General features: G+C 38.2%; 14 protein-coding genes. 11 read left to right on the top strand and 3 right to left on the bottom strand.

All coding sequences use genetic code 11. From position 1 onward, the window contains the following. The first annotated feature begins 177 nt into the window (after positions 1 to 177). The 5 genes from HHL20_RS10050 to HHL20_RS10030 all read left to right on the top strand — a co-directional run bounded on the left by HHL20_RS10050 (position 178) and on the right by HHL20_RS10030 (position 7,940). A complete protein-coding gene (locus tag HHL20_RS10050; protein WP_169230992.1) occupies positions 178 to 1,017 on the top strand; it encodes a hypothetical protein in 840 nt (279 codons plus the stop codon). Positions 1,018 to 1,030: 13 nt separating this feature from the next. After that, the gene (locus tag HHL20_RS10045) at positions 1,031 to 2,050 is read left to right on the top strand and encodes a hypothetical protein (RefSeq protein WP_169230991.1); all 1,020 of its coding nucleotides are present in this window, start codon (positions 1,031 to 1,033) and stop codon (positions 2,048 to 2,050) included. Further along, on the top strand, positions 2,050 to 6,405 hold the full coding sequence (locus tag HHL20_RS10040) for a pyocin knob domain-containing protein (RefSeq protein WP_169230990.1): 4,356 nt from the start codon (positions 2,050 to 2,052) through the stop codon (positions 6,403 to 6,405). Before HHL20_RS10045 ends, HHL20_RS10040 begins: the two co-directional genes overlap by 1 nt. Positions 6,406 to 6,657: 252 nt before the next feature. Then, positions 6,658 to 7,347 (top strand): guanitoxin biosynthesis heme-dependent pre-guanitoxin N-hydroxylase GntA, encoded by a 690-nt coding sequence (gene gntA / locus HHL20_RS10035; RefSeq protein ID WP_169230989.1) that lies wholly within the window; start codon positions 6,658 to 6,660, stop codon positions 7,345 to 7,347. After that, positions 7,344 to 7,940 carry a DUF1989 domain-containing protein gene (locus HHL20_RS10030; protein ID WP_169230988.1) on the top strand — a complete coding sequence of 199 codons (597 nt, stop codon included), beginning with the start codon at positions 7,344 to 7,346 and terminating at the stop codon, positions 7,938 to 7,940. Before gntA ends, HHL20_RS10030 begins: the two co-directional genes overlap by 4 nt. 102 nt (positions 7,941 to 8,042) lie before the next feature. Here the strand turns inward: HHL20_RS10030 and HHL20_RS10025 are convergent, their stop codons facing one another. Then, entirely contained in the window at positions 8,043 to 8,462 is a 420-nt protein-coding gene (locus HHL20_RS10025) for a winged helix-turn-helix transcriptional regulator (protein ID WP_169230987.1), read from the bottom strand. Positions 8,463 to 8,600: 138 nt separating this feature from the next. Between HHL20_RS10025 and HHL20_RS10020 the strand changes: the two genes are divergently transcribed. From HHL20_RS10020 to HHL20_RS09995, 6 genes are all read left to right on the top strand, one after another. Beyond that, positions 8,601 to 9,719: an alkene reductase gene (locus HHL20_RS10020; protein WP_169230986.1), complete on the top strand. Its 1,119-nt coding sequence runs from the start codon at positions 8,601 to 8,603 to the stop codon at positions 9,717 to 9,719. Between the two features lie 437 nt (positions 9,720 to 10,156). Beyond that, a complete protein-coding gene (locus tag HHL20_RS10015; protein WP_169230985.1) occupies positions 10,157 to 10,978 on the top strand; it encodes an SDR family NAD(P)-dependent oxidoreductase in 822 nt (273 codons plus the stop codon). A gap of 313 nt (positions 10,979 to 11,291) precedes the next feature. Beyond that, positions 11,292 to 12,200 carry a helix-turn-helix domain-containing protein gene (locus HHL20_RS10010; RefSeq protein ID WP_169230984.1) on the top strand — a complete coding sequence of 303 codons (909 nt, stop codon included), beginning with the start codon at positions 11,292 to 11,294 and terminating at the stop codon, positions 12,198 to 12,200. A 102-nt stretch (positions 12,201 to 12,302) separates the two neighbouring features. Continuing rightward, positions 12,303 to 13,718, top strand: a complete 1,416-nt coding sequence (locus HHL20_RS10005; RefSeq protein WP_169230983.1) for an aldehyde dehydrogenase family protein — start codon at positions 12,303 to 12,305, stop codon at positions 13,716 to 13,718. Positions 13,719 to 13,785: 67 nt separating this feature from the next. Further along, positions 13,786 to 14,592: a helix-turn-helix domain-containing protein gene (locus HHL20_RS10000; RefSeq protein WP_169230982.1), complete on the top strand. Its 807-nt coding sequence runs from the start codon at positions 13,786 to 13,788 to the stop codon at positions 14,590 to 14,592. A 338-nt stretch (positions 14,593 to 14,930) separates the two neighbouring features. After that, positions 14,931 to 15,470, top strand: a complete 540-nt coding sequence (locus tag HHL20_RS09995) for a carboxymuconolactone decarboxylase family protein (RefSeq protein ID WP_169230981.1) — start codon at positions 14,931 to 14,933, stop codon at positions 15,468 to 15,470. Positions 15,471 to 15,653: 183 nt separating this feature from the next. On the opposite strand, the gene HHL20_RS09990 is transcribed toward HHL20_RS09995, so the two are convergent. Next, on the bottom strand, positions 15,654 to 16,289 hold the full coding sequence (locus tag HHL20_RS09990) for a nitroreductase family protein (protein ID WP_169230980.1): 636 nt from the start codon (positions 16,287 to 16,289) through the stop codon (positions 15,654 to 15,656). 54 nt (positions 16,290 to 16,343) lie between these two features. Continuing rightward, the gene (locus tag HHL20_RS09985; RefSeq protein ID WP_169230979.1) at positions 16,344 to 16,787 is read right to left on the bottom strand and encodes a nuclear transport factor 2 family protein; all 444 of its coding nucleotides are present in this window, start codon (positions 16,785 to 16,787) and stop codon (positions 16,344 to 16,346) included.

The raw sequence follows: 16,787 nt of genomic DNA, 5'->3' as shown, positions 1-16,787 counted from the left end.
TTATTGAATTCCAAAAAGGATCTGACCAAATTATTCAGATTATATTATCGGTAATTTTTTGAACGATCAAAAACAAGTCTGAAGTTAATCAGCATTATCTCAAACATGATGGGAACTTAAACAAGCTCTGAAGCTTTCCAATTATCACTTATATCAAGACTAATTTTTAATAATCAAATGAATACACCATTACATACAATCTTCAGCTGGTTTCAAAGTGGAGATTTTCCGACAGAAGCACAGTTTAAAGCAACATTTTCATCTTTTTATCACAAAGATTATCCTATCCCAATGGAGAGTATTGAAGGGTTTGAAGATCTTTCTCAATTTGTCAGTAAAAATACCTTTGAGGGACATATTACGGATTCCGGCGCTCATTCAGGATATCTTGCTTTGCTAAATGCTGCGAATCTGACCCAAACTGATGTTAAAAGCTGGAAAACTAAACTGGGAATTGGTAATGCGGGTACAGTAGATGCTGACAATCAATCAGGTAATGTGTATACTAAAACACAAACCAATAGCTTTATTGATGAATTAAAAGAATCTGACAGCGATTTAGCTTTAGAAATAGCAAATATCAGAAAGGTACTATTATCCAACGATCTTTCCCTGGATGAACTTCAGGAAATAGTTGATTTTATAAAAAAAAGCCGTACGGATATTGAAGCTTTAAAAGCAGTTTCCCTGGAGGAAACAAAAGAAGACAAAGTAAAGCTGCTGCTTGATTACAGCTGGCTGAACAGTCCAAAAAATCAGCAGGAATTTAATCAGAAGATCTATGATGAAGTTTTGTCCATCGCTCAGACTCCCACAAGTGCCGTTGTACAGATAACAGAAAGTACGGTATTCCCAAACCCTGTTGAAACGGAAAATGTAATCATCCAGGCCCGTGATAGTGTGACGGGTAAAAAAATAAATATCGACGATTACGCCACCAATCAGACTATAGAAATCAACATGCTGGGCGAAATCATTAACCCAATTAATATTCTCATTTTAAAAGTTAAACCATAAAAAAATAAAAACCATGAATAAAAACGCAGTAATAAGCAACAATGCAAATCAGGACAATTTTTTCGGAGAACTTCAACGTACACGTTTTCAGTATTTTGATTCGTTTCCAAGCACGGACGGTGTTCCCGCAGGTTGGATCATTGATCTTAAAGGGCAGCTCCACCAGTGGAACGGAGCCGAATGGATCAATCTGGCTCAAAATTACGTTCACCCCGATTATCCGCTTACCAATAACCCTTTCCAGACGGACCAGACAAGCGGACTTCTGTTGCTGAGCCAGATTCTCACCAATAGTTCAGGGCATGTGATCAAAGTGGCCGGACGAAACCTTACCAATGCAGATATCGTTTCCATTTTCCTCAATGATGCCATTCAGTCGGGGACCTTTACATGGTCATCCAATAAAATCAGAACTTATATTGAAAACCTTTTAGGTCAAAGTCTTACAGGCGCGTTAATCTATCAGCCGGGAGGGTATGTTCCTTCTTCTGTTGAAGGTTCGATGGCTGCTCCGTCACCTATTACATCAGCCAGCATTAAAACAGGGATGGTTTGGGTAATTACCGCAAATGGCTGGGTGGGAAGCAATCCCGTTTCTGTGGGAGATCATCTTATTGCCAATACCGATGGTGCTTCCAATGTTCCTGCAAATTATCAGATTATTGAAAAAGGAATTCCGGATATCGTAGATGCTACAGATTCGGTAAAAGGACTCATTCAGATCGCTACAGATGCTGAAGCTCTTGCGGGTATTAATACCAGCAAAGCAATGACTCCGAGATCGACAAAAGCAGTTTTAGATTCAAAAATAAAATCTAAAACATGGCAGATCGGAGACGGCTCTTCGGTCACTTTTGCCATTACTCACGGGTGGAATACCTGGGAGGTCGACTATATCTGTTACCGCAATACAGATAACAGAAGAATAAACGTAAGCTTCCTGCCTGTCTCTGCAAATGATGTTCAGATAGATGTACTGGCACCGCTTGCTCCGAACGAATACAGAATTACCATAACTGCAAGATTAGATTAATGATCGCACCAGAATATTTTAACAATCACATCGCTGTAGAAGGCGAAATAATCGTGAAAGGGGTTCCTAACGATACAGGATATGTATTGGTCTGGAATCCCGTAACGAAAAAAATAAGTAAAAGAACCCATGCGGAAATAATTTCGGATTTAAATGTTGTAACGACCAACACGCAACAGGAAATTAGCGGTAGGAAAATATTCTATGTCTCAGGAGACTCTAATCCGGAAGATACTACATTATGGACTTACGGAGTTGGTGGTGCAAAAGCCGGAATGGTATTCTACAGTTCCGGGATGGATGCAGGAAAGATCAATTTTGACGGATATTTTCATTTTAAAAATTTATACGATACCGGATATAAAAAAATCGTTTCTGCCGGACATATTCTTGCTGAGAACGGTTCCGTTTCCAAGCTGCAGAATGATACGAGAATTTTTCACAATGTATATCAGGGATATGAAGATAATGTAACCTTTAAAGGAGTTTTAGCCATAAAATTCCCACAGGTTAATACGGCTCAGACGATGTTTGTAGTGGATCTGAATCTGTATGGGTATAATCAGAGTTATTTAGGAAAAGTTCAGGTTTCTTTTTATAAATATTTTGGCGGTATAATAACAACCGGTTCAAGAGCTGTGCTCAATGTAAGCGATAATTTTCCAACAGACATCGTCAGAGTTGGGATCGACGGCTCAGGAATGGTTTCTATCTGCCTGGGAGACAGTACTACTTTTTGGGACGGGTATATCGGAATTGAGGTTGAAAGAGTTCAGACCCAATATGGGGTATATAATGAAGACTGGAGCCAGGGATGGAAGCATGCTTTGGAAGACGGACAGTTTGTGGGATATTCTGCTTTAACCAACATTATAGCGGACAGAGCTGCAACACGGGATTGGATGGGTAACAGTTTTTGGAAAAAAGAAGACATTGCAGGCGTATACTGGGGAATGAAATCTAATAGAGATATTGGTGTATTAACTCCCGACAATCAGGCACAGCGCATCCTTACAGGAGGGTTGTTGGTATCTTATGCCTATGATCATTCAAGTTTGATCCCTGCAAATGGAGCTTATATACATGGTGTAGTGAAAACCGGCAGCTACTTTGACGGTGTTGGCTTATATTCTCCTATCTTATCCGGATCACAGGTTTTTAATACCAATAACTCTCAGATTTACTTTGGTAATCCATCAGTGTCACAGGTCTATTTCGAATCAGGAAATGATGATTTATTCCATAACAGAACAGGTTGGGGCATTGCAAGAATTTGGGACCAGCACAATTTTAACCCCAATAATTATATCCCAACCTCACATCCCGTTTACGGAGTAAATGCTGCAGAAATAGGAAGCTGGAGACATTTTGCAGGATATTGGGATAACAGAAATATTCAGCCGGCACATATCCTTCCTCAAAACTTTCAGATAGGATTTACTGCATGGAACAATGACAATTCTTATCCCTGGGCAGATTATATGCATTTTGGAGGATATCATGATAGCTCAGGAGGAAGTCAGAACCTGATCGTGATTAAGAAAAACGGATTCGGTCTCCGGCAATGGCAGGGAAGCCCACAAGGTGTTTCTCCATATCAGTCATATGTCGATTATTGGAATACAGGTGATTTCACAAGTGCAGATGTTCAAAACTGGAAAAATAACGCAGGGAACATTGTAATTGTTAATGAACAGAATCCTTCCGATTTATTTACACAGGAAAATAAATTCATGTGGATAAACGGGGGTGTAACCGGCGCAGGAGGTATTAACTCGTGGGTGGGTAACTTTATTTCTATAGGAGGAAATAATTTAGGACACAAATCACAGTTATTAATTTCTAAAAATCAGCTATTATTCAGAGGAAACCATGGTAACGAAGACACTGCATTTAACGAAGTCTGGCACAACCTTAATTTAAGAAAAGACGAATTTGTACGATTAGATGATGGTAAATCTTCCGTAGCTATTATGGGGAAAGATCTTAATGATCTCCGGGAAACAGGCTTCTTCAGAGGAAGTAATTTAGGAAACGCTCCTATGGGCAGCCCCGAATGGTTCTTCATCACCAATGAATATCATTATACAGGTTGGGTAAGCCAGACTGCCTCTACCTACGGAACGGGAGCAAATAATGCACGGGCAAACAGAATATTTAAAAGAACACTCATCAGCGATTCCTATTGGACAGAGTGGGTGGAAATTACCACCTCGGCAAATTTTACAAATACACAAAACAAAAAGAGAACGTACTTTTGGCAGGGAGGAGCTTATTCAGGAACTATCATCAATAGAATATATCTTCCTACACAGAATGTTGCCAATGTTACCATCAAAGTAGGTTCATCATATTACGATGCTTACGCAATCGGTTTAATCGAACTTGAGCTTGTATACGGAATTAATGCCGGCGGTGGTCCCTGGGGTGCGGAAGCACAGATAAAACAAGCCTTTGGCGCAGTAGTAGAAAGGTTATATGTAGACCCTGTCATACACTATGATGCAGATAAAGACAGACCGTATATCAATGTTCATAAATTTCATTCAGCTCAAAATCCGATATTTATTGATGTTACGGTGAGAAGTTATTCTAATGATCTGAATAATGATTCCGTATTTTTTGAAGAAGATACCAAAACCCCTGTTTTAGATATAAAAAACGAGGACTTTATTCTTTCAAAACTATCATCTAAAGCTAATATTACAGGAGATAATGCCGTAGATACGTGGAGAAATGCTTCATTGGGAATGATTGTCAACCCTTCTATTCCCGGTAAAACTAAAAACGGCAATGGAGATACGGATTTATTTAACGCTACTCATGGTTCGGTCGCAGGATACCTGAATACTGCAGGTGCCCATAATGGAAATCCCAATAATAACTGGTGGTATCGGATTAAAATGCTGCACGACAATTCATCCGGATATTATGGCGAAATCGGCGTTCAGATGACGGGCGGATTCAATGCGCTGTCGTACAAAAGAGTTGAGAATGGAGCCGATTATGACTGGGTACAGGTTTGGGATAGCCAGAACTTTAATCCCAACATCTATGTTACACAATCTTCCGCAAATTCTCAGCTTGCAGGTTATGCCACACTTAACGGAGTTCAGACATTTAACAATACAAATACTTTTGCCCAAAGTCCGGTGATTCCGAATGGTACTTTAGGGTCACATGCAGTGAATGTCAATCAGCTTAATACAAAAGCAAATGCATGGGAAAATGCAACGGGAATAGGTTTTTCATCCGGTAATTATCCGTCTGCCAACGGTTCGCAATATCCTTATATTTACTTTAATAATGGCGGCACCCAGGCATCTATTGCATTGGCAACTCAGGCGTACACACAATCCGGTTTTTTAAATACTCCTGATGGTACATCTGTTCTCATTAGCGGCTCCGATTTAAACGGCTATCTTAAAACAGGCTTCTACAGAGGTGCCGGACTGGTCAATGCACCTATGAATAATGGCGGTTGGTGGTTCGTGGCAGTTGAAACCCATGACAGTACGTGGGTGAAGCAGACCGCAACTTCATTTGGCTCCGGAAATACGGCTAATGTAACGTATCAAAGGACGTTGAGTGGCGGATATTGGTCGGGCTGGATGCAGATCTGGACTACCGCAGATTTTAATATTACGAATATTCAGCAATGGAATTACGCCTATCAGTACGGCTTGAAAGTAAATGAAGAATTTACCCCCAATTTAAATACAGGCTTAGTATTGGCTGATGATTATTTTGGAGGAGAATCAGGGATTATCGATAACCAGATGACCAGGCTTCTCGCCGCAAAATATAATCGCTACTATTTTTATGGGTCCGAGTATGGTAAGTTTGATGGTTTGAATTTCGAGTATAAAAGTACTCTTTTCGGAATGGGAATGCCGTCTAACGGCATAGATAAGCTTGTCGTAAATGGATCTGTAAAAGCCCTTCGTAATTTTAAATCTGAGGAGGAAAGACCGGATACCGTGTTTATCCCCAATGGTGAAACCGCTGGCCTTAGAGATGAAATCATTAATGATGAATCAGAATATGCCATCAGATTAGATCCTCATGAATATGAAATTGATCTGTCAGGATATCTTGATGTAAATGACAGAAACAGATTGATTCACATTATTGGCGAACAGGCTAAGGGCGAAATGATTGTAAATTTTAGAGAAATCTATCCTAAACAGCAGATCGTTATTTATAATTTTGATCAAAATGGAAGAACAATGGAAGTCAGAATTCAGGGGAATAAAATATATTACGTTGAGAATCGCTGTTTCCTTAGACTGTACGTTACCAGTTCCTTAAGGGTAATTGCAGAAAGACAGCAGCCGTGCGACATGATTTGGTAAAGAATAAAGGAAAAATTACTTTTTAAGAGTAAATTTTCCGTAATCTTTAAATATTAATTAAAAACTCCACCACTTCGAAGAAGTGGTGGAGTTTTATTCTTCACAGCAGATCAAATATTTTGAATGATTTCATAAAAATTCAATCAATAAAATATAACCGATACAATCATTGTGATATGTATAGGTACCACACGTTAGCAGTATTCTGCCCACAATATGTCTAGTGGCATATGCTTTGTGTAGTATATGAGTATGATACCAAATCACGATTTACAAAATACAGACCATGCTCTGCAGGTAAAGCATGAATTCAGGTCGTTTATTGATGACAAACTTTTTCCGTGTGTTGCTGCGAAAGCTGCCCTCACAAAAGATCAGATGAAAATATTTGTAGCCGGACATCTTGCCTGCCCGAACGATGACCAGTCGATTCTTGACTTTATTTATAAATTTGTCGACGAGTATCGTCATGCAGAGACTCCTTTTCATACTGCATGCGTCATTTTTCCGAGTACGCATCCTATTGACGAAGAGACTTTTGAACGTTTGCTTTGGGCCAGGCTTCAGGCACTTTCAGACATTGATTCGCAGAAATATTCTTATGACAGCAGGGTAGATTCGGATCCCTCTTCACCGGAATTCAGTTTCAGCTTAAAAGAAGAAGCTTTTTTTGTGATAGGTCTTTCTCCAAACAGCAGCAGAGATGCAAGGCGATTCCGTTATCCGGTGATTGTATTTAATCCTCATGCGCAGTTCGAAGAATTAAGGTCTTTAAAAAGATTTGAAAAAATGAAAAATATAGTCCGCAAGAGAGATGTTGAGCTTAGCGGATCGATTAATCCTATGCTGCAGGATTTTGGAGCTGATTCTGAAGTATACCAGTATAGCGGAATGCAATATGATAGAAACTGGGAATGTCCTTATAAATATAATAGTAAATGAATACAATACCCCCAAGAAGCGGGACTGCCTTTGTCTTAAAAAAAGGAGAACGTCTTAAAATAACAGATATACAGGGCGAACAGGTTTCTGATTTTATCTGTTTCAATCTTAACGATACCAAAGAATATCTTTCATCCGGAAGGACCATTGACTATGCGGAAACAATCTTTTTAACTAAAGGAAATCCATTTTATTCCAACAGAAGCAATATCATGTTTGAAATTACCGAAGATACGGTTGGAAGACACGACTTTTTGCTTACGCCTTGCAGCGCAGATACGTTCCGTATCATTTATGGGGACGAAAATCCGCACCGAGGCTGTTTCGGCAACCTTTGTGAAGCCCTTGAACCCTATGGTATCGAGCCGGACGCCATTCCAATATGCTTTAATGTTTTTATGAATGTTTCAGTAGACGGAGATACCGGTAAGATCAGTGTTTTACCGCCAAAAAGCGGGCCCGGTGATTTCATTGAAATTGAAGCTAAAATGGATCTGATTGTAGGCATGACCGCCTGTTCTGCAGAAATGTCGAATAATTATTCTTTCAAACCCATCGGTTATTCAGTCGATAAAACCGGGATAGAATTGTAGTTTCATTCTTACTGATAAGAAACTGAAAATATTTGAAGGCGCTGTAAAAACTCATATTTGCAGCGTTTTTTTACCTAATCTAGTTAGAAATGTTTTGGCTAATTAATGATGAGAGGTCTCAGAAACTTTTCGAAGAACCTCACAGGGAGACTTTGATGTTTTTTTAGTTTTCGGATCCTGGGCAATTACCTTTTCTAAAAACTCCCGGTTTTTATCTCCCCAAACATTCATCGCATCAATAATGGGCATTAATGACCAGCCTATATCAGTAAGAGAATATTCGACTTTAGGAGGCAGTTGCGGATAGATTTTCTTTACTATAATTCCATGTTCTTCCAGTTCTTTCAGCTGTACATTCAGGACCCGGCGTGTAGCATCAGGCAGCATTCTTACAAATTCGCTCGGCCGCTTTATATCCATAGAAATCGCATTGAGGAGCGCAGGTTTCCATTTTCCGTTGAGAATTTCTCTCGTAAGATGTAAACCGCAATCAATCGTAAGAGGAATCTTTCTTTCGTACATAAGTTCAGATTTTTAAACAAAAATACATCATATTCTTTAAAATGTACATAGGGATAAAATTATCCCTATGATCTTAATTTCTCCCATATTGTTCTGCTGCTGTCATAAGACGAAATTTGTAGTGTAAACAAATTAGAAATGAAAAATACATCGCAACCTCTATTAGAAGAATATCAATTAGGAGACCTGAATCTAAAAAACAGAGTGATAATGGCTTCTCTAACCCGCGGCAGAGCCACTAATCCTGGTTTAATTCCTACCCCGATAATGGCAGAATATTATGCACAACGTGCCTCTGCCGGACTCATTATATCAGAAGGTACCTGGGTAAATACGCAATCCATTGGTTTTATTAATGTTCCGGGTATTTACACTCAGGAACAGGTAGAAGGATGGAAATCCGTAACCAAAGCTGTGCACGATAATGGAGGCTTAATTTTTTCACAGTTGGGACATATTGGTGCCGGAGCACACCCTGATCTGCAGAATGGCAGGCTTCCTGTCGGCCCGTCGGCCGTCAATATACAATCGCAATCTTTTACGCCGGAAGGCTTTAAAGATACCGTAACGCCTCATGAGATGACGGTTGCTGAAATTCAAGACACGATACAGGATTACAGACAAGCTGCTCAAAATGCAAAAGATGCAGGTTTTGACGGTGTTGAGGTACATGCCATAGTAGGAATGCTTATACCGCAATTCCTGAGTACCGCTACCAATAAGCGCAACGACAGATATGGTGGAAGCATTGAAAACCGTGCCCGTATTATTTTTGAAATATTAGATGCCATTTTCGAAGTTTGGGAAAGTAACCGTGTTTCCGTAAAATTTTCTCCTGTCATGCTTAGCAATGTTGGAATCGTTAAACCGGACGAAGAAACAATTGATTTATTTAAATATATTTTAAATACTTTAAATTCTTACAATTTAGCTTTTATACACATCGTAGGACCGGCCGAAGATTTATCGGGTACTCCTGTAGAAGACCTGCAAGATAATTATTTTGCCCATTTTCGTAATAATTATACAGGCAGAATCGTGGCCAATTTAGGTTTTACAAAAGAGAGCGGAAATGCAATCATACAGGAAGGAATTGCCGATTTAGTTTCTTTCGGTGAACCTTTCATTGCCAATCCTGATCTGGTTGAGCGTTTCAGAGATAACTTACCTTTGGCTGAAAGCGACAGGAATACTTATTATTCCGGAGAGGAAAACGGCTATACTACTTATCCTAAAGCTGTAATTGCCGGAGCCTAAGTATAAAAATAAAATACAAATTGCTGCTTATATTTAAAAATCAAGTATAACGGAAATTTCAGACATCTGAGATGAATATATCGCTTACGGTATCTGCTATTATAACAGTAATTTAGACCATAAAACCGACGTTTGAAGTATAACTTCTTATGTCGGTTTTCTGACCTGGACGAACATATCTTTAAATATTTTTATAAGGATTGGTTTGTTTGAGTCAATCGGAAAAGACTTGGTTATTTCAAACTTAGCATTTAACTTCAAATTAATTTAGATACATAAAATAATCAAAACAAATATAGCGGCTCTCGAAAAATTTTAATATAATTTCCACATCGTAATTCTGTGCTATTCTTCCGCTGATCTGAGCTACAAACACAGGTGCCATGCAGTATAACTTTGTCCTATCAAAATTAAATAATAAGACAAATAATTTTAAAATGGAAAAGACAATTTTTATCACAGGAGCATCAAGAGGATTCGGAAAACTTTGGACGGAAGCATTTCTTAAAAGAGGAGATAAAGTAGCTGCAACATCAAGAAATATTGAAGCATATCAGGATTTGGCAGAACAATATGGTGAGCAGTTTTTACCGATTGCATTGGATATTACAGACAGAGAAGCTGTTTTTAAAGCTGTACATGAAGCTAAAGATCATTTCGGAAAACTTGATGTTGTAATCAACAATGCCGGATATGGTGTTTTCGGAGCCGTAGAAGAAGTAGGAGAGAAGGCTGCAAGAGATGTATTTGAAGCCAATGTTTTTGGAACACTTTGGGTGACTCAGGCTGCTTTGCCGATTTTCAGAGCGCAGGGTAGTGGTCACGTAATTCAGTTATCAAGTGTTTTGGGGGTCTGGAGCTTACCAACACTAGGCATTTACAACGCCACAAAATTTGCGGTGGAAGGTTTCAGCGAAGCTTTGGCAAGTGAAGTGAAAGATTTTGGAATTCATGTTACCATGATTGAACCTAATGGTTATACTACAGATTTTGGAGGCAGCTCAGCAGTTCACGGTGATGTAATTCCGGCTTACGATGCTTTGAAATCAAGCTTGGGAGAAGCGGAAGGTTTACTGCCTGAAGATTATGGAAAACCGGAAGCAACGGTTCCTGCGATTTTGAAATTAATTGACAGTGAAAATCCGCCACTTCGTTTGTTCCTTGGAAAAGTAGGATTGAGAAAAACGGAAAAAGTATATGCAGAAAAAATTCAGGTTTGGAAAGAATGGAAAGACGTTTCTGAAGCCGCTCACGGTTAATATGCAGAATGAAAAAATTAGATAAATCCAATATAAAATTGGATTTTTTTTTGTTTAAAATCAAATATTCGTTCTTAAATCTTTCGAACTTAGATTTACCGGAGAAATCTTTTGGAAATTAAAGATTGCCGGACATTTGGTTATTTATCATTGCATCGCTATTATTTATCTCAGTTTAACTATTAATAAAAGCAATTGTCGGAAGTATAAAAGCTGTGTCTGCTTTATAAATCAAAACCGGAATTTAGAATATAAAACAACTTTATTTACTACATTTGATCATACCTAATTAAGATTCATAACCTCAATAACTATGAAAAAAATCAATCACTATAAAAACATCGCAGAATTGCACGAAAAAAGTGGTTTCGAACCGCCTAAAAATCCTCTTTTGAGTTTAATGACCTGCAAAGAACTGATGACTTATTCTGTTGGTGAAGACCGCTTTACGGGAGATTTTTATATGATTGCTTTAAAAAAAATCAAGTCAGGTTATGTATTATATGGTAAAACACAGTATGACCACAGCAACGGCTCTGCAGTTTTTATGAAACCCAGACAAATTATAGAAGTCAGTAATGTACAGTTTGCTGAAAAGGGATTTGTGATGTTTTTCCATGAGGATTATCTGTCGGGGCATCCACTTAATGAACAGATCAAAAAGTATGGCTATTTTGAATATGAAATCAATGAAGCGCTTCATATCTCGCCATCCGAAGAACTGATAATGTGGGAACTTTATGATAAAATAAGAAGCGAGTATGATGAAAATTCTGATGAGTTCAGTAGAGAAATCATCCTCTCTCATATTGATTCTATCCTGAAATATTCTGACCGTTTCTATAAAAGACAGTTTATAGACAGAAGTTCCAATGTTTCCGGAACAATGGTTAAAAGATTTCTGACGGTTCTGGATGAATATTTTAACGAAAATAAACATACTGAAGACGGGTTGCCAACTGTTGGCTTTATGGCAGATAAATTAGCTGTTTCTCCTCGCTACCTCAGTGATATTCTGAAGCAGGAAACCGGTAAAACCGCTTTGGAGCATGTTCACATTTATCTGATCAAAGAAGCTAAAAATCTTTTGATAGGCTCAGAAAATAATGTAGCAGGAATTGCTTACGATCTCGGTTTTGAAAGTCCTTCTTATTTTACCAGATTATTTAAAAAAGTAGTAGGCGTTACGCCTGGTCAATATAAAAAAGAAGCGGTCAAATAAAATTCATGAACACGGCCTGAACTTTTTTACAAACTGTATTTGAGCTTTTTTACAAACCATGTATTTCATTTCTCATCTAATTTTGTACTATAAAATTTAGAAATGAAAACAGTAAACAAAATTTATGTCAATGGCGAATTTGTAACGCCGCACGGAACACAGACTTTAGATGTAATTAATCCCTCAGATAATAGAAAAATTGGTGAAGTAATTCTTGCGGACGAATTTGATGCCAGAAATGCGGTCGAGGCGGCAAAACAAGCTTTCAAAACTTTTTCGAAATCTACGGTGGAAGAAAGAATAGGATATCTTGAAAGGCTGAAATCTGCCGTTGAAAAAAGAAAAAAGGAGTTCACGGATGTGATGATTGAAGAATATGGCGGAACTTTCCGGTTTTCATCCTTGAGTAATGAATTTACGGGAATGTGGTTCGATTCGATGATAGAATCTCTCCGGAATTTTAACTTTAACCCAATCATCAATTCTTCAAAAATTTTCTTGCAGCCGGTTGGCGTTGTAGGCATTATAACGCCGTGGAACGCAAGTAACAGTTCAATATGCAGCAAAGTGGCTACCGCTATTGCAGCGGGTTGTACGGTTGTTATCAAGCCCAGCGAAATGAGCAGCCTGCAGACTCAGGTGCTGATGGAAGCCTTTCACGAAGCCGGTTTGCCAAAAGGTGCCATCAACTTTGTAACAGGCTTGGGAAATGTAGTAGGATCTGAATTGGCTGCCAATCCTAATGTTTCCAAGATTTCGTTTACAGGCTCTACTGCAGTTGGAAAACTCATTGCTAAAACTGCGGCCGATACAATGAAAAGAGTTACTTTGGAGCTGGGCGGAAAATCACCAAATATCATCATGGATGACGCAAATTTTGAAGAAGTCATACCGACAGCCATTTTCGGAGCGTATATGAATAACGGGCAAGCCTGTATTGCTCCAACAAGACTTCTTGTTCCTGAAAATCAAATCGACAAAGTAAATGACATTGCCAGAGCAGCTGCTGAAAAAGTGGTTGTAGGCTTGCCTCAGAATGATGATACCATTGTAGGTCCGATGGTAAGTGTGAAACAATTTGAAAGGGTTCAAAATTATATCAGAATAGGATTGGAAGAAGGTGCTGAGCTACTTGCGGGAGGAGAAGGTAAACCTTCAGGACTGGAAGATGGAAACTTTGTAAAACCGACTATTTTTACTAATGTGAGTAATAAAATGAAAATCGCTCAGGACGAGATTTTCGGTCCTGTACTCTGCATTATACCTTACAAAACAGAAGAAGACGCCATCGATATTGCAAATGATACCCCTTACGGTTTGGCCGCTTACGTTAGTTCACCCAATATTGAAAGAGCTGAAAAAATAGCAGCACAGATTGATGCCGGAAGAGTTTGTATCAACGGATTCCGTCACGATCCGATGGTTCCGTTCGGCGGTTTCAAGCAATCCGGGGTCGGCAGGGAATATGGAGTCTATGGCCTGGAAGCCTATCTTGAGCCGAAAGCTGTACTGCAATAATATTTTGTAAATTTAATGAGGCGTTGTTTTTAAAAAATGACGCTTTATGTTTAAGCATTAAAACGAAATGGAAAAATCTGATATTGTCTATTCCTGCTATCACGAAGTAAGCCGAAAAGGCGAAAATTTCGTTCCTATGCATGTGCTTTCTTTCCAGTTATCGGGAAGTTTCGTATTGTCTGATGGTCAGGAGAAATACATCGCTCATGAAGGTGATTTTAATTTAATCAGAAAAAACCAGCTGGTAAAATTCGCCAAGCATCCGCCTGAAAACGGAATTTTTGAGAGCCTGAATATTTACCTGAATCAGGAAGTGCTACAGAATATGGCAAAAGAATATCATCTTGTTTCCAGCCGTTCTGAGATTTCAAAACCTTTGGTTTCAATTAAAGTGAGTGCTGTGCTTCAAAATTACATTACTTCGTTGCAAAGCATTCTTGAAAATAAGAAACTGCTGACCAGGGATTTTATAGATCTTAAAATTAAAGAATTGTTATTTATTTTACTTGAGATTCAGCCTGAACTCAAACATATCCTATTCGATTTTTCAGAGCCATTTAAAATTGATTTGGAATCTTTCATGATTCAGAATTACAAATACAATGTCAATTTAGAACGTCTTGCTTATCTCACAGGAAGAAGTTTAGCAACCTTTAAGCGTGATTTTGAGAAGATTTTTCACACCTCACCTCATAAGTGGATTTTGCAGAAACGTTTGGAGGAAGCTTATTTTTTAATTAAGGAAAAACAGCAGTCACCCTCCGAAATCTATGTTGATTTGGGCTTTGAAGACCTTTCTCATTTTTCTTATGCCTTTAAAAAGCAGTTTGGGCGCAGCCCGAAAAATACCGCAGCAATACTTAAAAATAATTAAATCAGTTCTGCGGAGAAAAATTGTTCTAAAAAAGCATGTATTTGAGATTCCTGCCCTGCTTTGAAATGTCTGATAAGGTGAAATTGATGCTCAAACCGAGCTGGCAGGCGATGTCACTCATAGAATTTCTTTTCCAGCATGCTATTTTTGCTTTATCCAAAGTTAAGACGGCTGTATTCTATCGTCTTTTGTCTATAATACTTTATTTAAATTTCTACAGTTTCGTTTAAGTAATTCTGTGCTATTCTTCCGCTGAAATGGGCTACGCTTTAGGTTAGAGGGCGAGCTAACTTTGTATCAACAAATGAAACAATTTAATAACATTTAAATCATAAAAAATGAAAACAATTTCAGTACCTGAAAAGGAACAGTTGGGTTTTGGATCACAAAGTATTTTAGAATCTGTAGAGAAAAAAATGGGAAAAATTCCCAATCTGTACGCCACCATAGGTTACTCATCATCAGCATTGAAAGCAATGTTGGAAACTGAAGCCGCACTTTCCCACGATTCATCGTTTACAGCAAAAGAAAGAGAAGCAATTAATCTTGTTGTTTCTCAGGTTAACGAATGTGATTACTGTCTGGCAGCACATACGGCTTTGGCTAAAATGAGAGGCTTTACGGAAGAAGAAACCATAGAAGTCAGAAAAGGGAATTCTGATAATGTTACATTGAATGCAATAATCAAATTAGCTCAGTCTATCGCAAATAATAAAGGAAACGCCGGAGACGGAGCTTTAGAAGATTTCTTTAATTCAGGTTACAATGAAAAAGCTTTAATTGAATTGACTGCTCTGGTTGCATTAAGAAGTTTTACAAACTATGTATTTGCCAATACCAGGATACCAATTGACTTTCCTTTAGCACAAGCTATTTAGTGAAGACTTTTTAAATAAATTTTAGTTTTTAAGGAAAAGCCTTTTGATGTATTCAAAAGGCTTTTATCAATTCATCATAAATTTATAAACTTTCTGTCATCGGGATGTACTTTATAATAAGCACTGAGTTAGTTCATGTATTTTGTGTTTATACCGAGTATTGGATGTTCTGATTTTTTTGAATTATTGAAGAAACGTCACAAACTCATCAAATGGCTTGCGCACTTTTTTCAGCTTAAGATTCCAATCTTTCACTTCGTCTCTGTATCCTAACGCCAGAAGCATTGAGCTTCTTAATCCTTTGGACGGAAGTTTCAGAAATTCATCGAGAGCTATCGGGTCAAAACCTTCCATTGGTGTAGAATCTATTCCTTCTGAAGCAGCCTCTACAATGGCTACTCCTAACGCAATATTTGCCTGCTTGGCAGCGTGATGAAAGTTTTCCTCAATGCTCATATTTCCGAAGAACTGTTTTGAAAAATTTCTTTGCTTATCATATTGAACAGAATCGACATTGCGTTTTTCTGCCAGATAATCAAACACTTTATCAATTCTTTCTTTAGAGTACTCATCCCAGACGGCAAAAACCAAAAGATGCGAAGATTCCACGATTGGAGCCTGATTCATTGCGATCGGCACAATTTGCTTTTTAATTTCAGGATTACTGATGACGATAATTTCGTAAGGCTGTAATCCGATTCCGGATGGAGCGAGATGGGCAGCTTTCAAAATAGCATTGATTTTTTCTTCCTCTATTATTTCGCCTGTCATCCTTTTGGTTGCGTATCGCCAATTTAGAAAATCTAATATATTTTTCATTATTTATAGCTGTTAAAAATCAGGGCAACAAAACATTATCACCCTGATTTTTTATTAAAGAATACCTAACTGACCTAAAAGTATAGTTGCCGCAGTGTAACAATGGAATGATTTTATTTTTCCGTTCTCGATTTTGAAAACATCACAACAAGGGGTTTGCATTGTTTTATTGGTAGCCGGAATCGTTCCCGAAGGTAACTGGAGCGGGCCTTTGTGGGTTCCGTTTAAAGATAATTCTACTACCACTGTATTCTCGTTTTCTAAAACATACAGATCGTATAATTCTCTGTGCATATCCGGAAAAGCTGTTGCATAAATATCTACTGTTTTACCGATATCCTGTCCATAATATTTGGTTCCTGCAGATACATCCCAAAAGTATCCGTCCTCTGCAAAGAGCTCAACAAAACCTTGGGTGTCCTGTTCTTCTGCGATTCTGTACAACTCACGGATTAATTTTTCGTTTTCTGAATTTTGATTGATTACTGAAGCTTTCAT

This window comes from Chryseobacterium cheonjiense, assembly GCF_012927265.1.
Taxonomy (GTDB): domain Bacteria; phylum Bacteroidota; class Bacteroidia; order Flavobacteriales; family Weeksellaceae; genus Chryseobacterium; species Chryseobacterium cheonjiense.
The sequence above is the reverse complement of the archived record's forward strand: the minus strand, read 5'-3'. Positions and strand labels throughout refer to the sequence as shown.